The following is a 22,599-nucleotide window of genomic DNA, read 5'->3' as shown; positions in this document are numbered from 1 at the left end:
CGGGTCACTCCCCCGTGAAGCGGATCACGGCGACGGGGCACTGCGCGTGGTGCAGCAGGGCCTGGCCGACCGAGCCCAGCAGCACGCCCGTGAACCCGCCGTGGGCGTGCGCGCCGGTCACCACGAGCTGAGCCCCGGCGCTCGCCTCGACGAGCGTGCCGCTCACCCGGCCCCGGACCAGGCGCCCTTCGACGGCGACGTCCGGGTACCTCTCGCGAAGCCCCGACAACGCCTCGGCCAGCACCCGCTCCTCCTCGTCGCGCAGCCGGTCCTCGTCGTACGCCATGAAGGGCGGGTCGCCCGGGCCGTCGTACACCCGCTCGGTGGCGGTGTTCCACACGTGCTGCGCCACCAGGCCGGCGCCGCGCGACTGCGCCGCGGCGAAGGCGAACTCGACGGCCGGGCGGGCGGCGGGCGAGCCGTCGACGGCGAGGAGCACGGGCCCGGACGGGTCCGGCCGGCCGCGCACCACCAGCAGCGGGCGGCGGGCATGGGCGGCGAGGTGGGCGGCTGTGGAGCCGAGGAGCAGGCTGCCGAGCCTGCTCAGCCCGCGGCTGCCGACCACGAGGAGCGAGGCACGGCGGGAGACGATCTCCAGGACCATGACCGGCTCGCCGAGGACGCTGTCGGTGACGGTCCGCACATGCGGTGCGATCCTGCGGGCCCGTTGTTCGGCCTCGGTGAGCAGGGCGTCCACGCGCTCGCGCACGCCGGCCGCGTCCGGGGTCCACGCGGAGCGGCCCCGCCGCAGCGGAAGCGGCGGCCATCCGACCGCGTGCACCAGGCGCAGCCCGACGCCCCGCCGGGCGGCCTCGCGTGCCGCTGCCTCCACGGCGGCCAGGCTCGACGCCGAACCGTCCACTCCCACGACGACGGGGCCGCTCATCGCACATCTCCCTCCGGGGCCGCCGCACCCGGTCTCGGCACGGGTGGTGACGGCGGGAACTGCGGGCGGCGAACGTGCCACGGCCGACAGCGCGGGCGGCCGCGGACACGCCTCGCTGCTCGGTTCCCAGCCTGCCCCGGCCGGGCGTGCTCCCCCAGGGCCGGACGGTCCCAACCGCGCACCGTCCGGCCCTCCCGCGCCCGCGAGCACGGGACGACTCTGGAAGAAAGGGACCGAGGGGGGCCTGAACGCGGTGCCGCGGCACGGCCGTCGCACTGCCGGGAGGTGCGCCATGACCGGACCCGTCGTCGTCGGAATCGACGGCTCCCCCGCCAGCACGACCGCCGCGTGGTGGGCCGCCGAGGAAGGCATGACCAGGCGGCTGCCGGTGCTCCTGGTCCACTCGTGGACCACGCAGCCGTTGAACGTGCCGGTCCCGCAGGAGGCCTTGAGCAAGCAGCAGTACGGGCAGAGCGTGCTGCGGCGGACCGAGGCCGAACTGCTGCACCGCTACGGCGATCTGAGCCTCACGGCCGAGCTGGTGGAGGCCTCCGCGTCGCAGGCACTGCTCGAACACAGTGAGCGGGCCGCCCTGCTCGTGCTCGGCTCCCGCGGACACGGTTCGGCCGCGAGCTTCCTCCTCGGCTCCCACAGCCTGCACGTCCTGGGCCTGTCGCGGTGTCCCGCCGTCATCGTCCGGGCCGGCGATCCGGCCGTCGGGATCGTCCGGGGGCATCCGGGCGCCGAGCGGGATGACGTCGTGGTCGGCGTCGAGCCGGGACCGGGCGCCGATGCCCTGCTGGAGTTCGCCTTCACCACAGCAGAGGCGCACGGCTGCGGGGTGCACGCTGTGCGTGCCGTTTCCCATGGGTACGCGGTCGCGGCCCGCCGGCGAGAGGAGCGGGACGTGGTGGACCGCGCGCGGCTCGCGGCCTCGCTGGCGCCGTGGCGCGAGAAGTTCCCCGGCGTTCACCTCGTCGACGAGGTGACGGAGGGGTCTGCGGCCCAGGTGCTGCTGTCCGCCGCCACGCACGGCCGGCTCACCGTCGTAGGGCGCCGTCGGCACTCCTCCCATCTCACCTGGAAGCTCGGGCCCGTCGCACACGCCGTGCTGCATCATGCGCCCTGCCCGGTCGCGGTGGTGCCGCACGACTGACACCCGCCGCGGGCACCCGGGCGGGACGGTCTCCATGACTCTCGTGGATCACCCGCCCGAGACGATCTCCAGGACCTGATCCACGGGCCGCCGCGGGCTCGCGACCCCCGCGGGTCCGTAGCCGAGGCGCAGCACCATCTGGACGAAGCCCATGCCCGAGACGGGGTCGCGGGCCAGCTCGCGCAGGTCCTGGCGTTCGAGGCTGTGCGAGGTGAGGGAGGTGGCCAGCCCGTGGAGGGTGGCCAGCAGCAGGATCCGTTCCATCGCCCCGCCGGCGCGCAGCCAGTCGGCGGGGTGGTCGTGGGTGGTGCCGAGCAGGGCGAGGTTCGGGACGGTCTCGAAGACGGCCGCGGGGCGCCCGGGGACGGGCCGGCGGCCCGCGAAGTCCCGCACCGGGGCGCGGCCTCGCCGTTTGCTCGGCCCGAAGGCGTAGTCCGGGACCCCGTCCACGGCGGCGTCGGTCTCCTGCGGTCCGACGCGGGTCCACGCGCGCATCTCCGCCATGTAGGCGGCGTCGAAGTCGTCGCGTCCCTCGGCGTCGCGGACGTCGTCCAGCAGCGACTCGATGTGCCATCTGTCCGGGAACACCAGCTGGGTCCCCTCCTGTTCGGCCGCGTGCCGCAGCGCCTCCTGCACGGCGTCCGGGACCAGCCGGTCCTCGAACGGGTGACGGCTGGTGTGGCGCCGGCTGATCACCGTGGAGAGCCGGGCCAGTTCGCGGTCGGGGCGGTCGGTGCCGGTGAGGCGCACGGTGGCGAGCAGCTGCCGGTCCGTGGGATCGGGCAGCAGCCGGACGTCCGCGTCCAGGCCACCGTCGGCCGCGGCGACGCGCAGGTTGAACAGGGCGGCGCCGCAGCCCAGGTGCAGGCCGCGCAGGTCGGGGTCGAACCGCGGCATCGTCCGCTCGAGGTCGGCCCGCAGGTCGAGCGTGCGGCCGCCGGCGACGTGCCGGAACCGCCAGGGCTGGGCGTTGTGCAGGGACGGGGCGGCCGTGGCCGCGGCCACCAGGGCCGTGACCGTCGTGGTGTCCAGTGGTCGCGCGAGCCCGGGGTGCGTCCTTCCGGGCTCGGAGCCGTGGTTCCCGTTCATGGCGGCCCCTTCCTCTCGCTCGGACCGCTCTATTGGAAAAGCCTCGCCCCGGCCGGCCCGCCGGGGGTAGGGGCCATCGGGTCTCGGCGGTGGCCCATCAGGCCCCCCGCCGTTTCCGCCCGTCAGCCGACCAGCAGCAGGTGGCCGGACTCGCCGGGCCGCAGGCTCACCGACCGGTCCGGCAGCCGCACCTCGATCGGCGACCCCTCGGACTCGGGTACGGCGATCTCCAGCCGGCCGCGGCTCAGGCGCAGCCGTACGTCCCAGTGGCCCTGGTAGCGCAGGACGAAGCCGTACGACGACAGCTCCGGCAGCGGCACCGGATCCAGCCACAGGGCGCCGGCGCGGGTCTCCAGGCCGGTCAGCCCGCGCTGGACGAAGTCGAGGGTGCCGGCCATGGCGCCGAGGTGGATGCCCTCCCCGGTGGTGCCGCCCTGGAGGTCGGCTACGTCGCCCTGCAGGGCCTCCTGGCAGAACTTCCAGGCCTCGGCACGCCGGGCCCGGGCCAGCACCCAGCCGTGCACCAGGCCGCTGAGGGTGGAGCCGTGGCTGGTGCGGGTCAGGTAGTGGTCGACGGTGCGCGACCAGGTCTCGTCGTCGACGGCCACCCCCAGCCGGCGGAACAGGCCGGCGAGTTCGGCCGGGGAGAACAGGTAGCCGAGCATGAGGACGTCGGCCTGTTTGGACGCCTGGTAGCGGTTGACGGTGTCGCCCTCCGCCTCCAGGATCCGGTCCAGCCGGCGGATGTCGCCGTACTTCCTGCGGTAGCCGTCCCAGTCGAGTTCCTCGAGGTCGCCGTAGCCCTCGAACTGGCTGATGACGCCCGCGTGCAGGGGCACGTGCAGGGTGCGGGAGACGTCCTCCCACTGTTCGAGTTCGCCGCCGTCCAGGCCGGTGCGCTCGACGAGTTCACGGCGGCGCGACTCGGGCAGGTCGTCCAGGACCTCCAGGGTGCGGGCGAGCACCCAGGCGGCGGTGACGTTGGTGTAGGTGTTGTCGTCGAGGCCGGGCAGTTCGGCGCCGGGGTAGGCGTCGTGGTACTCGTCGGGGCCGACGACGCCCTTGATGCGGTGCCGGCCCAGGTCCTCGTCGTAGACGGCCGCGTCCCCCCAGAACCGGGCGATCTGCAGCAGCATCTCGGCGCCCTTGGTCTGCAGGAACTCGGCGTCGCCGCTGGCCTGGCAGTACTGCCAGACGTTGTAGGCGATCGCGGAGCCGACGTGGTGCTGGAGGCGGGAGTGGTCGGGCAGCCAGCGGCCGGAGTTGGGGTTGAGGTGCAGCCGCTGGGTCTCCTCACGGCCGTCGCTGCCGCTCTGCCAGGGGTACATCGCGCCCCTGCGGCCGACCTCCCGGGCGGCGGTGCAGGCCTGTTCGAGGCGGCGGTGGCGGTAGCGCAGCAGGGCGCGGGAGACCTCGGGGAAGTGCAGGTTGAGGTAGGGCAGGACGAACAGTTCGTCCCAGAAGACGTGCCCGCGGTAGGCCTCGCCGTGCAGTCCCCGGGCGGGCACGCCGACGTCGAGGTCGGCGGTGTGCGGGGAGAGGGTCTGCAGGACGTGGAAGAGGTGCAGCCGCAGGATGCGCCCCGGTTCGCCGGGTACTTCGAGGTCGGCCCGCCGCCACAGCTGGTCCCACGCCGTGATGTGGTCGTCGAGCAGGACGTCGAAGCCGGGCACCCGGCCGACCCGGTCGACGGCGGCGTACAGCGGGTCGCTGATCGCGGGGTCGCGGGAGGTGTGCAGGGCGATCGTCTTGTCGACGGTGACGGGGCGGCCGTCGGTCAGGCGCAGGACGGTGTGCTGGGCGGGGCGGGGCCCGTCGGTCCGGACGGTGACGGGGGTGTCGGCGCTGAGCCGGGCGGCCATGCCGACGCGGATGTCCGAGGTGCGGGTGCGGCAGCGCAGCCACACGGTGCCGTCGGCGGCGCCGGTGTGCACATGGGTGAGGTGGCGGCCGTCGAGGTCGCGGTAGCGCGGCACGCCGGCGTTGGTGACGGTGCCGTCGAGAGCGGCCTCCACCTCGAGCGTGCCGTCGAAGCCCTCGGCGGTGAACTCGGTGCGCAGCGCGGCCACATGGGGGTCGCCCATGTGCACCAGCCGTTCCTGGCGCACCACGAGTGCCCGGCCCTCGCCGAGTCCGTACCGGGTGCGGCGTTCCAGCATTCCCGACGTCAGGTGCAGCGTCTGGCGGTGGTCGAGCACGGTCGCCGTGTCCGGGGTGAGCCACGGGCCGCCGGGCAGGCGGAAGCGCAGGGGCAGCCAGTTCGGCAGGTTGACCATGTCCTCGTTCTCGACGCCGCGGCCGGCCACTTCGGAGGTGAGCCGGTTGTAGCAGCCGGCGACGTAGGTGCCCGGGTAGTGCACCTCGTCCGCGGCGCACTCGGGCAGTGCGCCGCGGGTGGCGAAGTAGCCGTTGCCCAGCGCGCACAGGGACTCGCGCAGCCGCTCGTCCTCGGGGGCGTACCCCTCGTACTCCCAGACCTGGTCCGTCACGTCGCCGGTCCTCCCGTCGTCCCCGTCGGCACCGTGGCCGGTCACATCTGCTGCGGTACGACGGCCACCGGGCACTCCGCGTGGTGCAGCAGCGCGTGTCCCACCCGGCCGAGCTGGAGCCCGAAGTGCCCGTGGCGGCGCCGCGCCCCGATGACGACGAGGTCGGCGGCGGCCGACCGGTTCAGCAGCACCTGCCGGGCCGGGCCCTCCACCGTGAACCGGCGTACCCGGACGGCCGGGTGGTCGGCGGCGGCGTCGTGCAGGACGGCGTCCAGCAGGGCCGACGCCCGCTGTTCGTGATAGCGGGCCTGGTCCGTGCCCGCGCCGAACTCCGCCGCGCTCTCGCGTTCCGGGCAGCGCCAGGCGCGTACGGCGTCCAGGCCGCAGCCGCGTGCCTCGGCCTCCCGGACGGCGAACCGCGCGGCCTCCCCGCTGGTGGCGGGTTCGCCCGCGCCGAGCAGGATCCGCTCATGGGTGCCCCCCAGGCCCGCCTTGTCGCCGCGGACGACGATGACGGGGCAGTGGGCGCGGGCGGCCACGGTCAGGCCGACCGACCCGAGCAGCAGTCCCGCCAGTTCGCTGCGGCCACGGCAGCCCGTGATGAGGGCGAAGGCGTTGTGGCCCTCGCGCAGAAGCGCGTCCGCGGCGTCCTCGGGCACCGCCTCGCCGGACACCGGCACCTCGGGTGCGGCGCGGCGGGCCCGCTCCACGGCGGCTCCGACGATAATCTCCGCCATCACCTGCCCCGACGAGCGGGTGAGGCCGCCGGACGGCACGGCGCCCTCGTAGCGCTCCCACAGGGAGGCGTACACCAGGCGCAGCGGCCGGTGATGCCGGGCCGCCTCGTCCGCCGCCCAGTCGACCGCCGCCAGGCTGGACTCCGAACCGTCGACACCCACGACCAGGGGCAGCTCCATCGTTCCCACCACCTTTCGTCGGGCCGCGGAGCCCCCGGCAGCGCAGGTCTCCGAGTTCACCGTGGCACCCGGACGCGCCCCGCGCGATGGGTGGTTCGGCCCCGGACCGGGACGTTCGGCCCCCGGTGGCGGCACGGCAGAAGGCCCGCGGGGCTGGTGAGCGCCTCTGCGTCCAAGGATTCCCGCAGGTGAGGGGCCATTCGGACCTGCCGCCTGCCCGTTCAGCCCTTGGAATGCGGCCGCGCCGGTGGAGACGCTGGAGATGAGCCGCAGGGGAGAGGCCGCCGGCCGTCCCGGTCAGGCTCGTCGGTACCGGTCTCCGCCCGTGTGCGGAGGACCGAAGGAGGGCAGCCATGTATCTTCCGCTCCTGCTGGTGGCCGCGGCCGTCGTGGGCACCTGCATGGTGTTCGGTTACAGCCAGGCCGTGGTCGGGCTCGCCCTGATGGCCGTCGGCATTCTCGGTCTGATCATGTTCCTGTCCACGCGGGGCATGGTGAAGCGTCCCGGCGAGAGCGGGACGGTCATCGAGGAACGCCACTACATGGGCACGGGCGAGCGTGACGACAGGCGTCACCACCACATGTGAATCCGGCGCGGCCGGCCCGGTCCGTAAGGGACCGTTCGGCACCTGTGCACGGCCGCCCGGCCCACGCCTCGGCCTTCCGGGCCGGGGCACCGTGAACGCAAAGTCACATCGGGAGGCAGCTCGGGAGGCAGCCATGACCGAGAACACCGCCGGCCGTCCCGTCGTGGTCGGTGTGGACGGCTCCGAGGCGTCGGTGGCCGCGCTGCGCTGGGCCGGGGAGCAGGCGCGGGCGCTGGGCACCGGGGTCCTCGCCGTGCACGCGTGGGAACCGGCCGTCGGCCTGGCCCCCTACGCTCCGGCGTCCGGCCGGCCGACGCGGGCCGAGCAGCGCGAGGCGGCTGCCGGGCTGCTCGCCTCTACCGTGCGCGAGGCGTTCGGGGCCCGGATCGGAACCGGCGTGCACGCGGTCCTGGTCGAGGGGCCGCCCGCGCGGGTGCTGCTGCGGCAGGCGCGTGGCGCCGCGCTGCTGGCGCTGGGTCGCGGCGATCACGGGCGGTGGGACATGCCGGCGCTGGGCGCGGTGGGCCGTGAGTGTCTGCGGCACGCCCCGGTGCCGGTGGTGACGGTGCCCGTGCCCGAGCGGGCCACGGCTCCCCTGCGGAGCGTCGGAGGGGCGCTCTCGCACAGCGGCGCCGCCTGAGGCCGCACAGGTGATCGCGGCCGCGCAGTCCCTCGGGGACCGCGGTCGCGTTCGTGTACGCAGGATCTGTGGGTTCCGTTCGTGTACGCACGCTCTGCGGGTGCCGTCCTTCGCGGTGCCGTCGTTCACGGCCGGGCGGGCCGCCGCGGTGTGGAAACGGCGCGGATCCACGGCGGCGCATCGCGAGGGCGTACGGCGGCTGACGCCGCGTCGCCGCTCAACCGCGGACGGGCGTACGGTGGTGCCGGGGCGTCGGCCGGTACGCGGCCTCGGCCGGCGGCGCCGGCGGCCGGTGTCCGCGGCGGTTCGTCAGCCGCACGAAGAGCGTGTCGAACAGTGCGGCGAGGACGAAGGTCACGGCCATCGCGGCGACCAGCAGCACGGCGAACCGCTCCCAGAATTCCGGTGTCAGGGTCGTACCCACTGTCCTCCCTCCTCTCGGGTAGGCGTTGGGTTCCTTCCCTTGCAGCCAACTCCCCTGCGCCGCCCGGCACATGAGTCCTACGTCCCGAAGAGAGGCCTGGAGCGGCCCTTGCGCCGGACCCGTCCCGCCGGTGCCGCATGAGCCGGTCGGCCCCCGGCCCGGGGTGCGGGGTGGCCCACGGCGTGGGGAAGGTCGCCTCATGGGCGGGTGGTGCGCGGCGGACGAGGGTGGGGTGAAACGCGGCGCCGGGGACTCCGGACCGCGGACGACGACCCGGGAGGCGACGGTCATGAGGCGGATTCAGCAGACCAGGCGCCCCGGATCGCCGAGCCGGCCGCAGCCGCAGGATCTGCGCACGCCCTCCGGGCGGCCGATGCCCTACTGAGGGGCGGTCCTCAGCGCACCAGCACCCGCTCCCCGGAACGCGGGACCACTGCGGTCCAGCCCAGGGTGTGGTCGATGCGCTCGCGCAGGGCCTCGGCAGCCTCCTGCTCCCCGTGCACCAGGTAGGTGACGTGCGGGGCGGGAGCGCCGCGCAGCCAGTCGACGATCTGCGCCGCGTCGGCGTGCGCCGAGAAGTGCGGCACGTCGGCGATCTGGGCCCGTACGGGGACGTACTCGCCGAACATCTTGATCGCCGTGGCGCCGTCGACGAGGTCGCGGGCCCGGGTGCCCTGGGCGGCGAAACCGACCACCACGACGGCGTTGCGCGGATCGGGCAGCAGCCGCCGCAGATGGTGCAGGACACGTCCGCCGGTGGCCATGCCGGACGCCGAGACGATGACGGCCGGCCCGCCGGCGCGGCCGAGTTCGAGGGACTCCTGGAGAGAGCGCACGGCCCGGAACGGTTCGGGGCTGAGCACCGCCGTGCCGGTGGCGGTGACGTCCGGCCGCAGGTCGGGGGCGCGGGTGAGCAGGGCGTCCCGGTAGACGTCCAGGGCGGCCAGGGCCATCGGGCTGTCGACGTACACCGGTACGGCGGCAGGGAGGCGGCCCTCCCGGCGCAGTTCGGCCAGCTCGTGCAGGACGACCTCGGTGCGGTCGAGGGCGAAGGCCGGGATGACGACGGTGCCGCCGCGGGCCAGGGTGCGGGTGAGCACGTCGGCGAAGTTGGTCCGGGCCTCCCGCTCATCGTGGCGCCGGTTGCCGTAGGTCGACTCCATCAGCAGCACGTCCGCTCCGGAGAAGGGTTCGGCCGGGCTCAGCAACGGGTGGCCGGGGCGGCCCATGTCGCCGCTGACGGCGAGGGTGCGGCCGTCCTCCAGGGTGAGGCGGGCCCAGGCCGAGCCCAGGATGTGCCCGGCTGGGTGCAGGGTGAGCCGGGTGTCCGCGGCGATGTCGACCGGCGCCTGGTAGGGGACGGCCTCCACGAGCTTCATGGTGCGGTCGACGTCGGAGTCGTCGTAAAGAGGCTGCGCCACCCGGTGCTTGGACCAGCCGTGCTCGTTGGCGTGCTGGGCCGTCTCCAGTTGCAGTTTGGCGCTGTCGCGCAGCACGATCTCCATCAGCCGGGCGGTGAACTCCGTGGTCACCACACGGCCGCGGAAGCCGTGGCGCACCAGGCGGGGCAGGTATCCGCAGTGGTCGAGGTGGGCGTGGGTGACCACGACGGCCTCGATGTCGGCGCCGTCGCAGGGCAGTTCGCGCCAGTTGCGCCTGCGCAGGTCGGCGATGCCCTGGAACAGGCCGCAGTCGACGAGCACGCGGGCGTGGTCGCTCTCCACCAGGAACTTGCTGCCGGTGACCGTCCCCACTCCCCCGAGGAAGGTCAGCAGTGCGGGCCGGCTCCCCGTCTGTGGCCGGTCGTCGGTGCGTACGGGCGGAGTGGTCATGACCACGGTCTCCTTCGCGGATGAGGGCCCATCGGCCCTGGCGCCCGCCCGGCGGGCGTGGTGTGCTGGATGTGACGGGAAGGACCTGGCGAAGACGCGGAGCAGCGGACCCGAGCCGCGCACCGCGCAATCAGGATCCGCGAGAAGCGGATGGGTCCTTCCCGCTCCGTCGTGCCCGCACGCCGGCCTCGGCGGCGGATGCCGCCGTCCGGCCGGACGGACGCGACGACGGCAGCGGGTTGCGTGCCCTCCCTCGGGCGCGCCGGGTGCCCGTGGCCGCCGCCGCACCCGGCGAGTGCGACGGTCCCGGCACGGGTGGAGGCGGCCATGCGTCCTCTCCCTCCCCTGGTTCCCCTACCAGCGTGCGGGGGCGCGAAGGCGTCGGCATGGGCCGAAGGGGTCCGGGGTCGGGACCGATGTGCCCCTGCCGGACCCCCCGGACCGGGGGTCGAATGGAAGGAAGGCGGAATCTCGCGTTCGGACGGAGCGGCGGTGTCGCCGCCGCGGTGCGCGCATGAGGAGGTGGCCCATGCGTTACCGGGATCGCAAGGAGGCGGGTCGACGGCTGGCCCGGCGTCTGGAGTATCTGCGCGGACAGGACGTGGTGGTGCTGGGGCTGCCGCGCGGCGGTGTGCCGGTGGCCCACGAGGTCGCCCACGCGCTCGGCGCTCCCCTCGACGTGCTGGTGGTGCGCAAGCTGGGCGTGCCCTGGCAGCCGGAGCTGGGCTTCGGCGCGATCGGCGAGGGCGGAGTACGGGTCCTCAACGACGACGTGATACGCGAAACCGGTCTGGAGCGCGACGACCTGGCCGTCGTCGAGCAGGCCGAACGGGCCGAACTGGACCGGCGGGTACGCCTTTACCGCGGCGGGCGTGCACCCGTTCCGGTGGCCGGGCGCACCGTCGTGATCGTGGACGACGGGCTGGCCACCGGCGCCACCGCGGAGGCCGCCTGCCGGCTGGTCAGCGGCCGGCATGCCGCCCGGGTCGTCCTCGCGGTGCCGATCGCGCCTCCGGCCGCGCTCGCCCGGCTGCGGGAGGCCGCCGATCGGACGGTCGTCCTGCACCAGCCGCGCCCCTTCGGCTCGGTCGGCGTCTGGTACCACGACTTCACGCAGGTCTCGGACTCCGAGGTGACGGACCTGCTCGCCCTGTCCGGGGCCGGCCGCTTCGCGGACCCGCCCGGGGACGGCGAGATCCAGGTGCCCGCCGGCCGGGTCCGGCTCCCGGCGCGTCTGTCGGTGCCCGGGGCGGCCCCGGCGGTCGTGGCGTTCGCGCACGGCAGCGGAAGCAGCCGGCACAGCCCCCGCAACCGCTATGTCGCCGACACCCTCAACCGGGCCGGCCTGGGCACGCTCCTGCTCGATCTGCTCAGCGCGGAAGAGGAGGAGAACCGGCACAACGTCTTCGACATCCGCATGCTCGCCCAGCGTCTGCACGCCGCGGCCCTGTGGCTGCGGCGTGAAACGGGCCTGTACGTGGCCTACTTCGGGGCGAGCACCGGCGCCGCGGCCGCTCTGGAGGCCGCCGCCGCTCCCGACGCCGACGTCGTCTCGATCGTCTCGCGCGGCGGCCGCCCCGATCTGGCGACGCCCGCCGCCCTGGCGAACGTGCACGCGCCGACGCTGCTCGTGGTGGGCTCCGCGGACACCCGGGTCCTCGGCCTGAACCGGCTCGCCGCCGACTGGATGCGCTGCGAGCACCGGATCGCCGTGGTGCCCGGCGCGACGCATCTCTTCCCCGAACCGGGCGCCCTGGCCATGGTCGCCGAGCTGGCCTGCGACTGGTTCACGGGCCACCTCGCCCGTCCGTCCGCCGGAGCGTCGTCCGGCCGACCGGTGTGAGGCCGACGGTCGGCGACGGTGTCGGCGCACCGGGCGGGCTCCGCCCCGAGCCCGCCCGGTGCGCCGTACGCGGACATCCGTCACTGCGCGTACCGCAGCTGTTCGTCGATCGGCTCCTGGGGTGGCCGGTCGCGGGTGAAGACGTCCTGCCCGACGGCCGTGGCCTCCCAGGTGTTGGCCGGGTTCGCGGACGCGGTGAGCAGCCACGTGGCGCGGATCCGTTCCTTGCCTTCCTTGTGGTACTGACCGTTCCAGCTGGTCACCGAGCCGGCGTCGGACTGCCCGTTGTGCCAGGCGACCGTCCAGCCGAGGGTGGTGCCGTGGTCCGGCAGGGCGGCGCTGTCGTAGCGGCCGACCAGCGGGTAGCTGCCCGGGGCGTGGCCGTTGGCCGAGACGTAGGTGCCCCTGAGGCCGCCTGTCGGGTCTGCCGTGATCCTCATGTGCGAGCCGTTCTCGCTGTACCAGTCTCCGCCGATGCCCATGACTCGCTCCTCCCCTCGTGTGCCTGTTCCCGGAGTGCGGGGGGGGGACGCCCCGGGCGCCGAAGTGCGCGGCCGGCGGATCACCGGTCGCGCACGGGGTGCGGCTCGGCGCCGTGACAGGCGCTCAGACGTGCCGCACGGGGATGGTCCGGGTGTCCGTCTTCTTCTCGGGCACCGGGACGGTGATGGTCAGCACTCCGTCCTTGTACTCCGCCGTCGCCTCGTCGCCCTGGGCCCCCGCGGGCAGCCGCAGGGAGCGGGTGAAGGTGCCGTAGCGGAACTCGGTGTGGTGCTTGTCGGTCGTCTCCTCGGTGCGCGTGGCGCGCAGCGTCAGAATGCCTTCCGCGACGGTGATCTCGACGTCCTTCGACGGGTCGACGCCCGGAAGCTCGGCCCGCAGGACGTACGTCCCGTCCTTCAGCTGCTCCTCGATGCGAATGCCGTGCGTCCCGGGAGCGGTGTGCGTCGCCGGGAATCCGCCCTCGACCCAGCCGAACAGGTCGGGCCAGCCCGGGAACCGCTCGATCATGCCGCTCATCTCGCCCTCCTCTTCGCTTCCTGCTTCCAGCGTGGCGCTGCCGGCGGACGGATGCGTGGGCCGTCCGGCCCCCCGACGGACCCGGTGGGCCCTGTCAGCCGAGCATCCGCTTGCGCCACTGGGGGCCGACCTGCCGCCACTCCGCCGCCCACGCCTCGTAGCAGCGGCGGTCCAGGCGGTTGCACACCAGCCGGCCGCCGAGCAGGACGAGGGCGCCCGCGGCGAGTCCGGTCGGTACGGCCAGCAGGACGGCCTGGGCGCCGGCCACGGTGGGGCCGGCGGGTTCGACGACCGGGGTGCCGTCGCGGTCGAGCCACACGGTGACGCGGCCGCCCGTGGTTCCGCCGGGTTCGACCTTGGCCAGGTCGGTGTGCGCGGTGCCGGCCCCGTCGGTCCAGCGCACCTTGGCCCACACGGTGCCGTCGGAGCCGTAGGGGCTGACGACCGCGGTCTTGGGCGCGTCCTGGAGGAGGACGGCGGACACGGAGTGCACCGAGGCCCGTCGTGCGGCGAGGTCGTGCGCCGCCCAGGTGCCGGCGGCGAGCCCCGCGAAAAGGCCGCCCAGCAGGGCGAGGGTCCAGGCGGCCAGGAGGACCCAGCCCTGCACACGGTCGCTGCGGCGCAGGAGCGTGTTGTGCCGCCACCGCCAGAACCGCACTCTGGCCGGCCGGGTCCGGCGTTGCTGTTTCATCGTCGACGCCTCTTTTCGCGTCCGCCGAGAACGGTCCTCGATTCCCCAAGGGCAACGTCTCATGCACGGCCGTCGCAGGTCAGGGGCCGACCGGGGTCGTCACGGGGACATCCGGACCTCGTCCGGGCCCGTGGGGTCCCCATAGGTTTCGGCTTCGGCTTCCGGGACGTCGGGCAGGTCCGCGTCGAGGTCGACCCGGCGCGGCGGGCCCACCAGCCGGCAGTCGACGTCGACCACGCCCTCCACCGCGCGCGCCAGGCGGACGGCGACGGGCACGAAGGCGGTGTCCGCGACCCGGCCGGTGATCCGTACGACACCGTCGCGCACCTGGACCCGGATCGGTTCGAGGGGGGCCGGGAAGAGCGGGGCGATCACCTCACGGCGCACCTCCTCCTCGATGTCGGCGTCCTCGCGCAGGAACACCTGGAGCAGGTCGGAGCGGCTGACGATGCCCCGCAGCACGCCGGTCTCGTCCACGACCGGCAGCCGCCTGACCCCGTACTGGGCCATCGTGCGGGCCGCCTGGGCGAGGGTGGCGTCGGCCCGGACGGTGAGCGCGGGCGCGGTCATCAGCTCGCCCGCCGTGCGCGCGCCGGCCTTGGCGAGGTCGCCGCCGCGGTGCATCCGGGTGTACCGGTCGGGGGTCCGGTCGCGGAACTCCTCCTTCGGCAGCAGGTCGGCTTCGGAGACGACACCGAGGACGCGCCGGTTCTCGTCGAGCACGGGCAGGGCGCTGACCTGCCACTGGCGGATCGCCCTGACGATGTCCTTGAACGGCGCTTCGGCCGCCAGGGCCACGACGGTGCGGGTCATCACATCGCTCACGGTGTGCGGAGTGCCGTACATGATGTCCTCCGGCCGGACCGGGCGCACGGTCGCGCCCGCTCGGGAACGAACCCCTTGCTTTCAGGTTCGGCCTCCGGGCGGCGGATCGCATGGGCCGAACGGCACGAGTACCGGACCCCGACGGGCACTTCTGCCGCGACGCGGCCACATGCAGGCAAGACAACGGACAGGAGCGAACAGTGTGCGGACAGTAAGCGACATCACGGTGTGGCGCGGGCGTCGAGGAGGTGTGATGGCCGGATCGTCCCTGGGGGTGGAGGTGAGGCGCAGGTGGCCGACTTCGTCGAGACGGAGCTGCAGCCCAGTGCCGGGGCGCGCGATGGTTGCCGCTGTGCGACGGCGGTCCGGGAGGGTGCTCCCGGGGGCGCGGAAGAAAGGTTCCGGGGGCTGCTGGAGGCGGCACCGGACGCCATGGTCATCGTCGACGACACCGGGATCATCAAGCTCGTCAACGCCCAGACCGAGGCTCTCTTCGGGTACGGGCGCGAGGAACTCCTCGGGCATCCGGTGGAGTTGCTCATGCCGCATCGGTTCCGCGGCCAGCACACCCGGCACCGCGGCGGCTACACCGACAACCGCCAGGTGCGCCCCATGGGGGCGGGACTCGATCTGCACGGGCTGCGCAAGGACGGCACCGAGTTCCCCGTGGAGATCAGCCTCAGCCCGCTGGAGACCTCGGACGGCCTGCTGGTGTCCGCGGCGGTCCGGGACGTCAGCGACCGCAAGGCCGCCGAGGCCCGCATCAACGAACTCGCCGCGCTCGTGGAGTCCTCGCAGGACGCGATCCTCGCCAAGACCCTCGACGGCTACATCACCTACTGGAACGCGGCCGCGCAGGACCTCTACGGCTACACGGCCGAGGAGGTCATCGGCCGGCACGTCTCCCTCCTGGCCCCCGCGGCCCTGCGCGACGAGGTCAGCAAGCTGCTGGGGCGGCTGCGGGACGGCGAGAAGGTGGAGCACTTCGAGACGCTGCGGGTCACCAGGTCCGGGGACCTGCTGGACGTCGACGTCACCCTGTGGCCGACCCGGGACACCGCCGGCACCGTGGTCGGGGCGTGCGCCATCGTGCGGGACATCAGCGACCGCAAGAAGGCGGAGGCCGAGCTCACCGCACTGTACGAGCAGCAGCGCCACATCGCCCTCACCCTGCAGCGCAGCCTGATGGGCGCCCCGCCCTCGCTGCCCGGTCTGGCCACCGCCAGCCGCTACCGCCCGGCCACGCAGGGCGCCGGGGTGGGCGGCGACTGGTTCGACCTGATCCCACTGGGCGCCGACCGGGTCGGGGTGCTCATAGGTGACGTGATGGGCCGCGGTCTGGAGGCCGCCGCCGTCATGGGCCAGCTGCGCTCGGCGGCGCACGCCCTCGCCAAGACCGGCATGCAGCCCCGCCAGCTGATGCAGGCCCTGGACACCTGCGTGGCCGACCTGGACGTACCCGACCAGCTCGTCACCTGCTGCTACCTGGTCATCGCGCCGGACACCGGGACGGTGACGGTGTGTTCGGCCGGTCATCTGCCGATCCTCATCGCGGGCGTCGACCAGGGCGTGGGGAGCCTGTCCTCCCCCGTCAACGCGCCGCTCGGCGTGGGCGGCGTCCTGTACGAACAGTCCTGCACGGCGATCCCGCCGGGCGCGACCCTCGTGCTCTACACCGACGGGCTGATCGAGACGCCGGGCAGCGACATCGAGGAGCGGGTGGGCGAACTCTCCGTCGTGCTGGAGGAGTTCTTCGTCGGCACGCCCTGTCTGGAGGCCGCGGCCGATCATGTGCTGGCGAGTCTGCTGCCCGACCCGGAGAGCCACAACGACGACGTGACGCTCCTGCTGGCGCAGTTGCCGGCCGCGCCGCTGGCGGCCCTCGGCATAGAGCTGCCGGCCGTGCCGTCCTCGGTGCCGGAGGGGCGGGCGTTCCTGCAGAAGGCGCTCACCTCGTGGAACTGCACGCCGAGCGCCCTCGATGCCCTGCTGCTGCTGTCGGAGACGCTGACGAACGCCGTGCAGCACGCGGAGGGCCCCATCGGCCTGCATCTGCACCGCACCGCCACGGATTTGACCGTCGAGGTCAGCGACCGCAGCCCGCACCTCCCCCAGCCGCGTCTGGCGGCGGAGGACGAGGAGTCCGGGCGGGGCCTGCTACTGGTACGGGCCCTCGCCGACACCTGGGGCGTACGGCCCACCGACGAGGGCAAGACGACGTGGTTCACGCTGAGGCTGTGAGTGGCTCGGACGGGCCGTGAACGGCTCGGACGGGCAATGGACGGCTCAGGCCGTGAACGGCTCCGTCCGGGCCGCTCCCTCGGGCCAGACGACGTCCACCGGGATGCCGCGGGCACGCGCGTAGGCCACCAGGTGGGCAGTGGCGTCACAGCCGTCGGAGGGGGAGCCGTCCCACACCGCGAGGACGGTGCCGCCGGAGCGGACGAGCCGTTCGTCGGCGCCGACGCGAGCGCCGCGGTCGGTGGGGTCGAACTCCGCCAGGCGTACCTCCTCGGCCAGGAGGAGCAGTTCGCGCGCCCCCTCCCGGTCCTTGCCGGGGAGCACCGCGGGTACCGAGTGCCGGGCGGGCAGGAGCACCACGAGCCGCCTGCCGGACGCGCGCACCGCCCGCCCGAACGCCACCGGCAGTCCGGTCCCGGCACGCACCAGGCCCGCGCCGCCGCCCATGCGTTCCAGCCGGTCCCGCAGTTCCTCCTCGACCAACTTGAGCGTGGCGGCGGTCAGATCATCGTGCCCGACCGCGACGATCACCGCTCCGCCTCGGGGTGAGCGCCGGCGCCCGGCGACGGTTCGGTGTCCTCGGTGGGCGGCGGCAGCAAGGTGCGCAGGGCGGCGAGGATGTGGTGGTAGGGCGAGCCGATGTCGATGAGGGTGCGGTGGATCAGCTCCAGTCCGCACCGGTGCTGCCGGAGCGGTGCCTCGCCCCGGCCGGGACCGGCGAGCGCGGCGAACTCCAGGACCACCGGGAGGTGGTCGGGCGGTTCCGCACCCTCGGGCTCCCAACCGGCGGCGCGGTAGCGCTGCTTCAGGGCGAGCAGGGCCATGCCGCGGCGGCGGAGGTCGCCGTTCAGACAGTGGGTGAGTTGGAGGCTGCTGTCATGCCGCGGATCGAACGTGCCGGCGTGGTGCCGCCGCAGTTCCTCGGGTTCCTCGGCCGTGAACCACGCCATGAAGGCGGCGAGTTCGGCGCCGGCCCGCGACGGGGGCAGGGCGGCCACCGCGGCCGTCAACCGGGGCCTGCCGTCGGTCAGTTGGTGGTCCGGGTACCGCAGGAGCAGTGAGAGCAGCCGCAGCAGCAGGGCGCGGCGCTCGGCCGCGTCGGGGGTCGGCACCGTGCGGCGGCGGGCGTCCGCGCGGATGCGTGTGCGCACGGGTGCCGGGATGGTGGCGGGCAGCGGGCTCACGGACGGCCTCCGGTCGTGGAGCGGCGAGGGGCGGCGGCTCAGGCGCCGTTCGTGCCGGCGCGGGGCGGGGGCCCCGGCCGACGGCGACGAATCCGACTGCCCTGGTTCCGCGCCGGGTTCGGGGTTCCGGCGGTCCCGCCCGGCTTCCCCCCACCGGAAGCCGGGCGGGCCGCCCGGGGTCACCGTTCGTGCTCCGGTGACCCGGTCCGGGAGAACGGCCCCGGGCTCGGCGGCGGCGCGCCGGTCGGGGCGAGCGGTCCTGTCGTTCTCCATGGACCGGGACGCTATGCGGGACGCCGACCGCCCCACCGTGGGCCGAACGTCCCCGGGCGGGTCCCGACCGGCCGTATGCCGAGGTCCTTCGGCCCACGCCAGTGGAGGGAGTGACCCTCAACTCTTGCCTCAGTCGTTCACCCGCAGAAGGGACCAGTGCCATGCTCCAGCCGTCGAGGAACCCGCAACAGGCGCCGCCGGCACCGATCCCAGGGCGGGCCTGGCTGATGCTGGCGCTGGCCACCGTCGGATTCGCCGTCAACTTCTGGGCGTGGGCACTGCTCAGCCCGCTCGGCCCCCGGTTCAAGGACTCCCTCGGGCTGTCCTCCTTCCAGCAGTCGCTGCTGGTGGCGGTGCCGGTCGTCGTCGGCTCGCTGGGCCGCATACCGGTGGGCGCGCTCACCGACCGCTACGGCGGACGGGTGATGTTCCCGCTGGTGTCCCTCATCACCGTGGTGCCCGTGCTGTACCTCGGGCTCGCCGGGCACTCCTCGCTCACGGCGCTCCTGGTCGGGGGCTTCTTCCTCGGCGTCGGCGGTACCGCCTTCGCCGTGGGCGTGCCTTTCGTGAATGCCTGGTTCCCGCCCGAGCGGCGCGGGCTCGCCATCGGCCTGTTCGGCATGGGCATGGGCGGCACGGCGATCAGCGCGCTGAGCACGGTCAAGCTGGTCAAGGCGCACAGTGTCGAGACGCCGTTCCTGATCACCGCCGCGGTCCTCGTGGTGTACGCGGTCGTGGCCGCGCTGGTCCTGCGGGACGCGCCGGACCGTGTCGTGCCGACGGAGCCGCTGAGCACCCGGCTCGCGGCGACCCTGCGGCTCGGCATCACCTGGCAGGCCTCGGCGCTCTACGCGGTGGCCTTCGGCGGTTACGTCGCCTTCTCCGTGTACCTGCCCACCTACCTGAAGAACGGCTACGGGCTCACCCAGGCCGACGCGGCGAACCGCATGGCCGGGTTCGTGCTGCTGGCGGTGGCGATGCGGCCGGTCGGCGGCTGGCTGTCGGACCGCGTCGGCCCGGTGCGCGTGCTGGCCGGCTCGCTGGCCCTCGTCGTCACCGGCGCGCTGGTGCAGTCGGCGACGCCGACGCTGGCGCCGATGGGCACGATCGCCTTCCTGGCCATGGCGGCCGCACTCGGCGCGGGCAGCGGCGCGACCTTCGCCTTCGTGGCCCTGCTCGCCCCGCCGCAGCGCACCGGTTCGGTCACCGGCGTCGTCGGCGCCGCCGGCGGTCTGGGCGGCTTCGTCCCGCCGCTGGTGATGGGCTCGCTCTACGGCTCCTACGGCACCTACGCGGTCGGCTTGTTGCTGCTGGCGGCGGTGGCCGCGGTGGCGCTGGTCTTCACCGGCACCGAGGTGCGGCGGGCACTGACCCGGCGGGCGCCGGTCGGCGCGGCCCACTGATCCCGGGGCGGCCCGGGCGGGGAGCAGGGCCGTTCGGCCTGGTGCCGAGGACGGCCAGCCCCTGCCCGGGCCGCCGTGCGCGCGCCGACTCTGGTTGCATGACCCGTGCCGGAGCGGACCGCGCGGGCACCGATCCGGGGAGGTGTTGGCCGTGCTTCGCCCCGTTGTCGTGGGACTTGACGGTTCACGTGAGAGCCTCGCCGCCGCCGACTGGGCTGCCAGGGAGGCGCTGCGGCGCGGGCTGCCGCTGCGGCTTGTGCACGCGTACGAGGGGCTGCCGTCCGACGCGTCGGACCTGCCGGAGCTGCAGGCACCCCGCTACTGGGCGGGTCGGATCCTGCGCGCCGCCCTGGACCGGCTGAACGAGCAGTATCCGCAGGTCCGCCTGAGTTCCGAGCAGATCGCCCGGCCCGCCGCGGAGGCGCTGGTCAGGGCGGGCGCGCAGGCGGAGCTGCTGGTGCTGGGCAGCCGTGCGTTCAGCGGCTTCGGCGGCTTCATGGCCGGGTCCGTGGCGCTGGCGACGGTCGCGCACGTGTCGCGGCCCGTGGTGCTGGTGCGGGCCGATCAGGCCTCCGAGGACGAGCACGTCCCGGACCCGGCGGGGCGGCCGTCGAGGCGGGAGCCGTACCGCGAGGTCGTCGTGGGGGTGGACACCGGGCATCCGTGCGAGGAGGTCCTGCGGTTCGCCTTCGAGAGCGCGGCCCTGCGGGTGGCCCCGCTGCTGGTGGTGCACCTGTGGCAGCAGCCGCGGCTGTCCCGCCCGGCCGACGAGGAGGCGAACGCCGCGGCGCAGGCGGTGGCCGAGCAGGAGCTGGCCGCCCTGGTGCGGCCATGGCGGGAGAAGTTCCCGGCGGTCGAGGTGCGGGAGCTGGTGGAGAACGGGCGTCCGGCGCAGGAGCTGCTGCACGCGACGACCGAGGCCGGTCTGCTGGTCGTCGGCCGCAGGGCCCGCGCGGGCAGGCTCGGCACGCACACCGGTCCGGTGGCCCACGCGGTGATGCACCACGTGCACTGCCCGGTCGCCATCGTCCCGCACACGTGATCCGGCCGGCGATCCGGTCGTGGGAACCTTTCGCCGTCGGGAAACCGCGATCCGCTCGCCGGGCGCGCGGGAACCGTGCTCCTTCACCGGCGCGCCGCGACCGTGCGGGCGTACTCGGGGTCGGGGCGGCCTTCAGCGCCTCCGCCGCCTGAAGGCGTCCTTGACGCTGTCGCCGGACTGCTTCAGGTCTCCTGCGACACGGTCGGTCCTGCCTTCCCGCTGCAGCCGCCTGTTGTGGGTGGTCCGACCGATGCGTTCGGTGATTCGGCCCTTCAACGCCTGCGTCTTGTGCCTGATGGTCTGTCCGACACTCATGGACGGCCTCCCGGTCGGTGAGTGAGTGGGGTCGCGCGTGATCGCCGTACGGGAGGTCGTCCCTGCGGGCGGACGACGGGAATTTGACGACAGGGCCTAGCGGTGGCGGGCGCCGCGGCGGCCGCGCATCACGAAACCGGCGATCCAGAGGACCAGCAGAACGAGGGTGACCCACCACAGGATCTGCATCGTGAAGCCGAACCCGAAGACCACCAGGATCAACAGCAGGAGAAGGATCCAAAGAATCATTGCCGGGCCTCCGGATCGCGGGGATTTCCTTGATTCCGCGGGGTCCGGGCGAAGCGGGGAGGTCGAATGCCGCGCCCGGTGATCCGGGAGTGGCATGGCCCTGCGCCGTGCTGCCAGTCAACGCCGGGCGACCTCCCCTGTCAACGTGGTGCCGACATGGGCGGGTTCTGGGAGCTGTGCCGGGGCCGCCGAGGCAAGGGGAGCCTCGGCGGGGGACTCGGCCGGCTCGGTCGGCAGCGACGGCAGGATGTGGTCCTCCCACCAGGAGAGGGCCATGACGGCGGCGAGCAGGACGAATGGGGTCAAAACAGGGACGATCAGCGCGTACATGTGTACCGCCTGGTATGGGATGCGTGCGACGCGGCGGGCGGCAGATCGCTGCCCGCTTGAGGCGCATCGCGCTTCGCCGCGATCTCGTGACGACGAGCGTGTGCGGGAACGGCCGGGCCTGTGACACGGCGGGTTCCGGCACCGATGCGAGAGGGCGCCCGGTGGGGAGCGCCTTGGCGGTGCGACGCTGCCGGGGGCCGGGGCGGCATGCCGCACACTAGCCCTGGCCGAGGTTTCCCGACAGGTGCCGAGCGGCCGTCAGCGCAAGGGGTGTGAAGCGGCGCATCCGTGCTCGGCGGGAAGTGCCGACGCCCGACGGTATACCTGACGTGTCGACAGGACTACGCTGTGGTATGAGGCCCAAGTCCCCGGTATCGATGCCGTGTCCCGCTCCCCGGGGAGGCCGACCGTGTTCATCCTGCTTCTCGTCCTCATCGCCGTCCTGTTCGGCTCCGGCTTCCTTCACCCCGTCTGGTGGGTGGCGGCGGCGGTGCTGATCTACGGGTCGACCCGCCGCGGCCGCGATCGGGGCAGAGGCCGAGGCCGCGGCGGCGGTTACGATCCCGGCGACTACCGGGACTACCGCGACTACCGCGACCGCAGGGAACGCTGGGACCGGCGTTACGACCGTCAGAACCAGGCGCGCCGGCGGCGCGAGAACCGGCGGGACCACGAGCCCCACGGGTGACGCGGGGCGCGACTGTCGGCATGGGTGCCGGGACGGCTTCGGCCGGTCCGCACACGTCGCAGTAACCATTTGAGAGGCGCATGACATGCATCGAACGACCGTGCTCCAAGAGGATTGGTGGAAGCTGCGGGCGGAAGCCACGTGGGGGAATGCGGCAGCAGGAGAGGATCTGGTCGCCCTGCGCGCCGAGAACGACAGATTGCGGCGGGCGCTGGCCGGCCGTGCGATCGTCGACCAGGCCCGCGGCATGGTGATGGTCCTGACCCCCTGCAGCCGCGGGACGGCCAGAAGCCTGCTGGTCGACATCTCGCGCCAGTGCGACACGAGACTTCCGAGGGTGGCCGAGGCCGTCGTCGCCGCCTGGGAGGGCACGCCGCTCCCGGCGCGGATGCAGCAGGCGTTGCGGCGCGCGTTGCGCCGCCTTCACACGGAGGACCGGGAGTGCTCGTCATTGGCCGATGAACCGATCAGGTAG

24 protein-coding genes are annotated in these 22,599 nt (G+C 73.9%); 9 read left to right on the top strand and 15 right to left on the bottom strand.

Annotation, left to right across the window (positions count from 1 at the left end; genetic code table 11):
• Positions 1-4: 4 nt before the first annotated feature.
• Complete coding sequence (locus tag ACIGDI_RS08105; protein ID WP_399892241.1) at positions 5-886, bottom strand: universal stress protein; 882 nt, start codon at positions 884-886, stop codon at positions 5-7.
• 292 nt (positions 887-1,178) lie between these two features.
• On the opposite strand from ACIGDI_RS08105, the gene ACIGDI_RS08100 reads away from it, so the two are divergent.
• On the top strand, positions 1,179-2,042 hold the full coding sequence (locus ACIGDI_RS08100; protein ID WP_399892237.1) for a universal stress protein: 864 nt from the start codon (positions 1,179-1,181) through the stop codon (positions 2,040-2,042).
• Positions 2,043-2,090: 48 nt separating this feature from the next.
• Here ACIGDI_RS08100 and ACIGDI_RS08095 read toward each other — a convergent pair whose 3' ends face one another.
• The 3 genes from ACIGDI_RS08095 to ACIGDI_RS08085 all read right to left on the bottom strand — a co-directional run bounded on the left by ACIGDI_RS08095 (position 2,091) and on the right by ACIGDI_RS08085 (position 6,537).
• Positions 2,091-3,131: an Acg family FMN-binding oxidoreductase gene (locus tag ACIGDI_RS08095; protein ID WP_399892233.1), complete on the bottom strand. Its 1,041-nt coding sequence runs from the start codon at positions 3,129-3,131 to the stop codon at positions 2,091-2,093.
• 122 nt (positions 3,132-3,253) lie between these two features.
• Positions 3,254-5,620: a glycoside hydrolase family 65 protein gene (locus ACIGDI_RS08090; RefSeq protein ID WP_399892230.1), complete on the bottom strand. Its 2,367-nt coding sequence runs from the start codon at positions 5,618-5,620 to the stop codon at positions 3,254-3,256.
• Between the two features lie 41 nt (positions 5,621-5,661).
• A complete protein-coding gene (locus tag ACIGDI_RS08085; RefSeq protein WP_399892227.1) occupies positions 5,662-6,537 on the bottom strand; it encodes a universal stress protein in 876 nt (291 codons plus the stop codon).
• A 353-nt stretch (positions 6,538-6,890) separates the two neighbouring features.
• On the opposite strand from ACIGDI_RS08085, the gene ACIGDI_RS08080 reads away from it, so the two are divergent.
• The gene (locus ACIGDI_RS08080) at positions 6,891-7,124 is read left to right on the top strand and encodes a hypothetical protein (protein WP_399892224.1); all 234 of its coding nucleotides are present in this window, start codon (positions 6,891-6,893) and stop codon (positions 7,122-7,124) included.
• A 133-nt stretch (positions 7,125-7,257) separates the two neighbouring features.
• Complete coding sequence (locus tag ACIGDI_RS08075) at positions 7,258-7,764, top strand: universal stress protein (protein ID WP_399892221.1); 507 nt, start codon at positions 7,258-7,260, stop codon at positions 7,762-7,764.
• 217 nt (positions 7,765-7,981) lie between these two features.
• Here ACIGDI_RS08075 and ACIGDI_RS08070 read toward each other — a convergent pair whose 3' ends face one another.
• Entirely contained in the window at positions 7,982-8,188 is a 207-nt protein-coding gene (locus ACIGDI_RS08070; RefSeq protein WP_399892218.1) for a hypothetical protein, read from the bottom strand.
• Positions 8,189-8,583: 395 nt separating this feature from the next.
• Entirely contained in the window at positions 8,584-10,020 is a 1,437-nt protein-coding gene (locus ACIGDI_RS08065) for an MBL fold metallo-hydrolase RNA specificity domain-containing protein (RefSeq protein ID WP_399892215.1), read from the bottom strand.
• 529 nt (positions 10,021-10,549) lie between these two features.
• Between ACIGDI_RS08065 and ACIGDI_RS08060 the strand changes: the two genes are divergently transcribed.
• Positions 10,550-11,863: a phosphoribosyltransferase family protein gene (locus tag ACIGDI_RS08060; protein WP_399892213.1), complete on the top strand. Its 1,314-nt coding sequence runs from the start codon at positions 10,550-10,552 to the stop codon at positions 11,861-11,863.
• A gap of 80 nt (positions 11,864-11,943) precedes the next feature.
• Here ACIGDI_RS08060 and ACIGDI_RS08055 read toward each other — a convergent pair whose 3' ends face one another.
• From ACIGDI_RS08055 to ACIGDI_RS08040, 4 genes are all read right to left on the bottom strand, one after another.
• Positions 11,944-12,345 carry an avidin/streptavidin family protein gene (locus ACIGDI_RS08055; protein WP_399892211.1) on the bottom strand — a complete coding sequence of 134 codons (402 nt, stop codon included), beginning with the start codon at positions 12,343-12,345 and terminating at the stop codon, positions 11,944-11,946.
• Between the two features lie 124 nt (positions 12,346-12,469).
• Entirely contained in the window at positions 12,470-12,883 is a 414-nt protein-coding gene (locus ACIGDI_RS08050; RefSeq protein ID WP_399892208.1) for an Hsp20/alpha crystallin family protein, read from the bottom strand.
• 94 nt (positions 12,884-12,977) lie between these two features.
• Positions 12,978-13,574 carry a hypothetical protein gene (locus ACIGDI_RS08045; RefSeq protein WP_399892205.1) on the bottom strand — a complete coding sequence of 199 codons (597 nt, stop codon included), beginning with the start codon at positions 13,572-13,574 and terminating at the stop codon, positions 12,978-12,980.
• A 99-nt stretch (positions 13,575-13,673) separates the two neighbouring features.
• Complete coding sequence (locus ACIGDI_RS08040) at positions 13,674-14,420, bottom strand: CBS domain-containing protein (protein WP_399892202.1); 747 nt, start codon at positions 14,418-14,420, stop codon at positions 13,674-13,676.
• 270 nt (positions 14,421-14,690) lie between these two features.
• Here ACIGDI_RS08040 and ACIGDI_RS08035 point away from each other — a divergent pair, with 270 nt between their 5' ends.
• Entirely contained in the window at positions 14,691-16,640 is a 1,950-nt protein-coding gene (locus tag ACIGDI_RS08035; protein ID WP_399892199.1) for a PAS domain S-box protein, read from the top strand.
• 45 nt (positions 16,641-16,685) lie between these two features.
• On the opposite strand, the gene ACIGDI_RS08030 is transcribed toward ACIGDI_RS08035, so the two are convergent.
• On the bottom strand, positions 16,686-17,171 hold the full coding sequence (locus ACIGDI_RS08030; RefSeq protein WP_399892196.1) for a hypothetical protein: 486 nt from the start codon (positions 17,169-17,171) through the stop codon (positions 16,686-16,688).
• On the bottom strand, positions 17,168-17,824 hold the full coding sequence (gene narJ / locus ACIGDI_RS08025) for a nitrate reductase molybdenum cofactor assembly chaperone (protein WP_399892193.1): 657 nt from the start codon (positions 17,822-17,824) through the stop codon (positions 17,168-17,170). The genes ACIGDI_RS08030 and narJ overlap by 4 nt, the downstream gene beginning before the upstream one ends.
• Positions 17,825-18,258: 434 nt before the next feature.
• On the opposite strand from narJ, the gene ACIGDI_RS08020 reads away from it, so the two are divergent.
• Together ACIGDI_RS08020 and ACIGDI_RS08015 are read left to right on the top strand one after the other, a co-directional pair.
• Positions 18,259-19,500 (top strand): MFS transporter, encoded by a 1,242-nt coding sequence (locus ACIGDI_RS08020; RefSeq protein WP_307825717.1) that lies wholly within the window; start codon positions 18,259-18,261, stop codon positions 19,498-19,500.
• Between the two features lie 151 nt (positions 19,501-19,651).
• Positions 19,652-20,542 carry a universal stress protein gene (locus tag ACIGDI_RS08015; protein ID WP_399892189.1) on the top strand — a complete coding sequence of 297 codons (891 nt, stop codon included), beginning with the start codon at positions 19,652-19,654 and terminating at the stop codon, positions 20,540-20,542.
• Positions 20,543-20,674: 132 nt separating this feature from the next.
• Here the strand turns inward: ACIGDI_RS08015 and ACIGDI_RS08010 are convergent, their stop codons facing one another.
• The 3 genes from ACIGDI_RS08010 to ACIGDI_RS08000 all read right to left on the bottom strand — a co-directional run bounded on the left by ACIGDI_RS08010 (position 20,675) and on the right by ACIGDI_RS08000 (position 21,412).
• Positions 20,675-20,857 (bottom strand): CsbD family protein, encoded by a 183-nt coding sequence (locus ACIGDI_RS08010; protein WP_399892186.1) that lies wholly within the window; start codon positions 20,855-20,857, stop codon positions 20,675-20,677.
• A gap of 96 nt (positions 20,858-20,953) precedes the next feature.
• On the bottom strand, positions 20,954-21,106 hold the full coding sequence (locus tag ACIGDI_RS08005) for a hydrophobic protein (RefSeq protein ID WP_399892183.1): 153 nt from the start codon (positions 21,104-21,106) through the stop codon (positions 20,954-20,956).
• A 117-nt stretch (positions 21,107-21,223) separates the two neighbouring features.
• Positions 21,224-21,412, bottom strand: coding sequence for a hypothetical protein (locus ACIGDI_RS08000; RefSeq protein ID WP_399892180.1), 189 nt, complete (start codon positions 21,410-21,412; stop codon positions 21,224-21,226).
• A gap of 433 nt (positions 21,413-21,845) precedes the next feature.
• Here ACIGDI_RS08000 and ACIGDI_RS07995 point away from each other — a divergent pair, with 433 nt between their 5' ends.
• Entirely contained in the window at positions 21,846-22,124 is a 279-nt protein-coding gene (locus ACIGDI_RS07995) for a hypothetical protein (RefSeq protein ID WP_399892177.1), read from the top strand.
• 85 nt (positions 22,125-22,209) lie between these two features.
• The gene (locus ACIGDI_RS07990) at positions 22,210-22,599 is read left to right on the top strand and encodes an ANTAR domain-containing protein (protein ID WP_399892174.1); all 390 of its coding nucleotides are present in this window, start codon (positions 22,210-22,212) and stop codon (positions 22,597-22,599) included.

Origin of the sequence: Streptomyces sp. NPDC085900 (genome assembly GCF_044540925.1) — a bacterium.
Classification (GTDB): domain Bacteria; phylum Actinomycetota; class Actinomycetes; order Streptomycetales; family Streptomycetaceae; genus Streptomyces; species Streptomyces gilvifuscus.
This window is presented reverse-complemented; position numbering and strand designations above follow the sequence as displayed.

What these genes read in the sequence shown, in the direction of transcription:
- ACIGDI_RS08075 (WP_399892221.1), top strand. Translation starts at nt 7,258, where the DNA reads ATGACCGAGAACACCGCCGGCCGTCCCGTCGTGGTCGGTGTGGACGGC.
- ACIGDI_RS08105 (WP_399892241.1), bottom strand. Translation starts at nt 886, where the DNA reads ATGAGCGGCCCCGTCGTCGTGGGAGTGGACGGTTCGGCGTCGAGCCTG.
- ACIGDI_RS08055 (WP_399892211.1), bottom strand. Translation starts at nt 12,345, where the DNA reads ATGGGCATCGGCGGAGACTGGTACAGCGAGAACGGCTCGCACATGAGG.
- ACIGDI_RS08080 (WP_399892224.1), top strand. Translation starts at nt 6,891, where the DNA reads ATGTATCTTCCGCTCCTGCTGGTGGCCGCGGCCGTCGTGGGCACCTGC.
- ACIGDI_RS08010 (WP_399892186.1), bottom strand. Translation starts at nt 20,857, where the DNA reads ATGAGTGTCGGACAGACCATCAGGCACAAGACGCAGGCGTTGAAGGGC.
- ACIGDI_RS08085 (WP_399892227.1), bottom strand. Translation starts at nt 6,537, where the DNA reads ATGGAGCTGCCCCTGGTCGTGGGTGTCGACGGTTCGGAGTCCAGCCTG.
- ACIGDI_RS08045 (WP_399892205.1), bottom strand. Translation starts at nt 13,574, where the DNA reads ATGAAACAGCAACGCCGGACCCGGCCGGCCAGAGTGCGGTTCTGGCGG.
- ACIGDI_RS08050 (WP_399892208.1), bottom strand. Translation starts at nt 12,883, where the DNA reads ATGAGCGGCATGATCGAGCGGTTCCCGGGCTGGCCCGACCTGTTCGGC.
- ACIGDI_RS08020 (WP_307825717.1), top strand. Translation starts at nt 18,259, where the DNA reads ATGCTCCAGCCGTCGAGGAACCCGCAACAGGCGCCGCCGGCACCGATC.
- ACIGDI_RS08095 (WP_399892233.1), bottom strand. Translation starts at nt 3,131, where the DNA reads ATGAACGGGAACCACGGCTCCGAGCCCGGAAGGACGCACCCCGGGCTC.
- ACIGDI_RS08005 (WP_399892183.1), bottom strand. Translation starts at nt 21,106, where the DNA reads ATGATTCTTTGGATCCTTCTCCTGCTGTTGATCCTGGTGGTCTTCGGG.
- ACIGDI_RS08060 (WP_399892213.1), top strand. Translation starts at nt 10,550, where the DNA reads ATGCGTTACCGGGATCGCAAGGAGGCGGGTCGACGGCTGGCCCGGCGT.
- ACIGDI_RS07990 (WP_399892174.1), top strand. Translation starts at nt 22,210, where the DNA reads ATGCATCGAACGACCGTGCTCCAAGAGGATTGGTGGAAGCTGCGGGCG.
- ACIGDI_RS08040 (WP_399892202.1), bottom strand. Translation starts at nt 14,420, where the DNA reads ATGTACGGCACTCCGCACACCGTGAGCGATGTGATGACCCGCACCGTC.
- ACIGDI_RS08100 (WP_399892237.1), top strand. Translation starts at nt 1,179, where the DNA reads ATGACCGGACCCGTCGTCGTCGGAATCGACGGCTCCCCCGCCAGCACG.
- ACIGDI_RS08065 (WP_399892215.1), bottom strand. Translation starts at nt 10,020, where the DNA reads ATGACCACTCCGCCCGTACGCACCGACGACCGGCCACAGACGGGGAGC.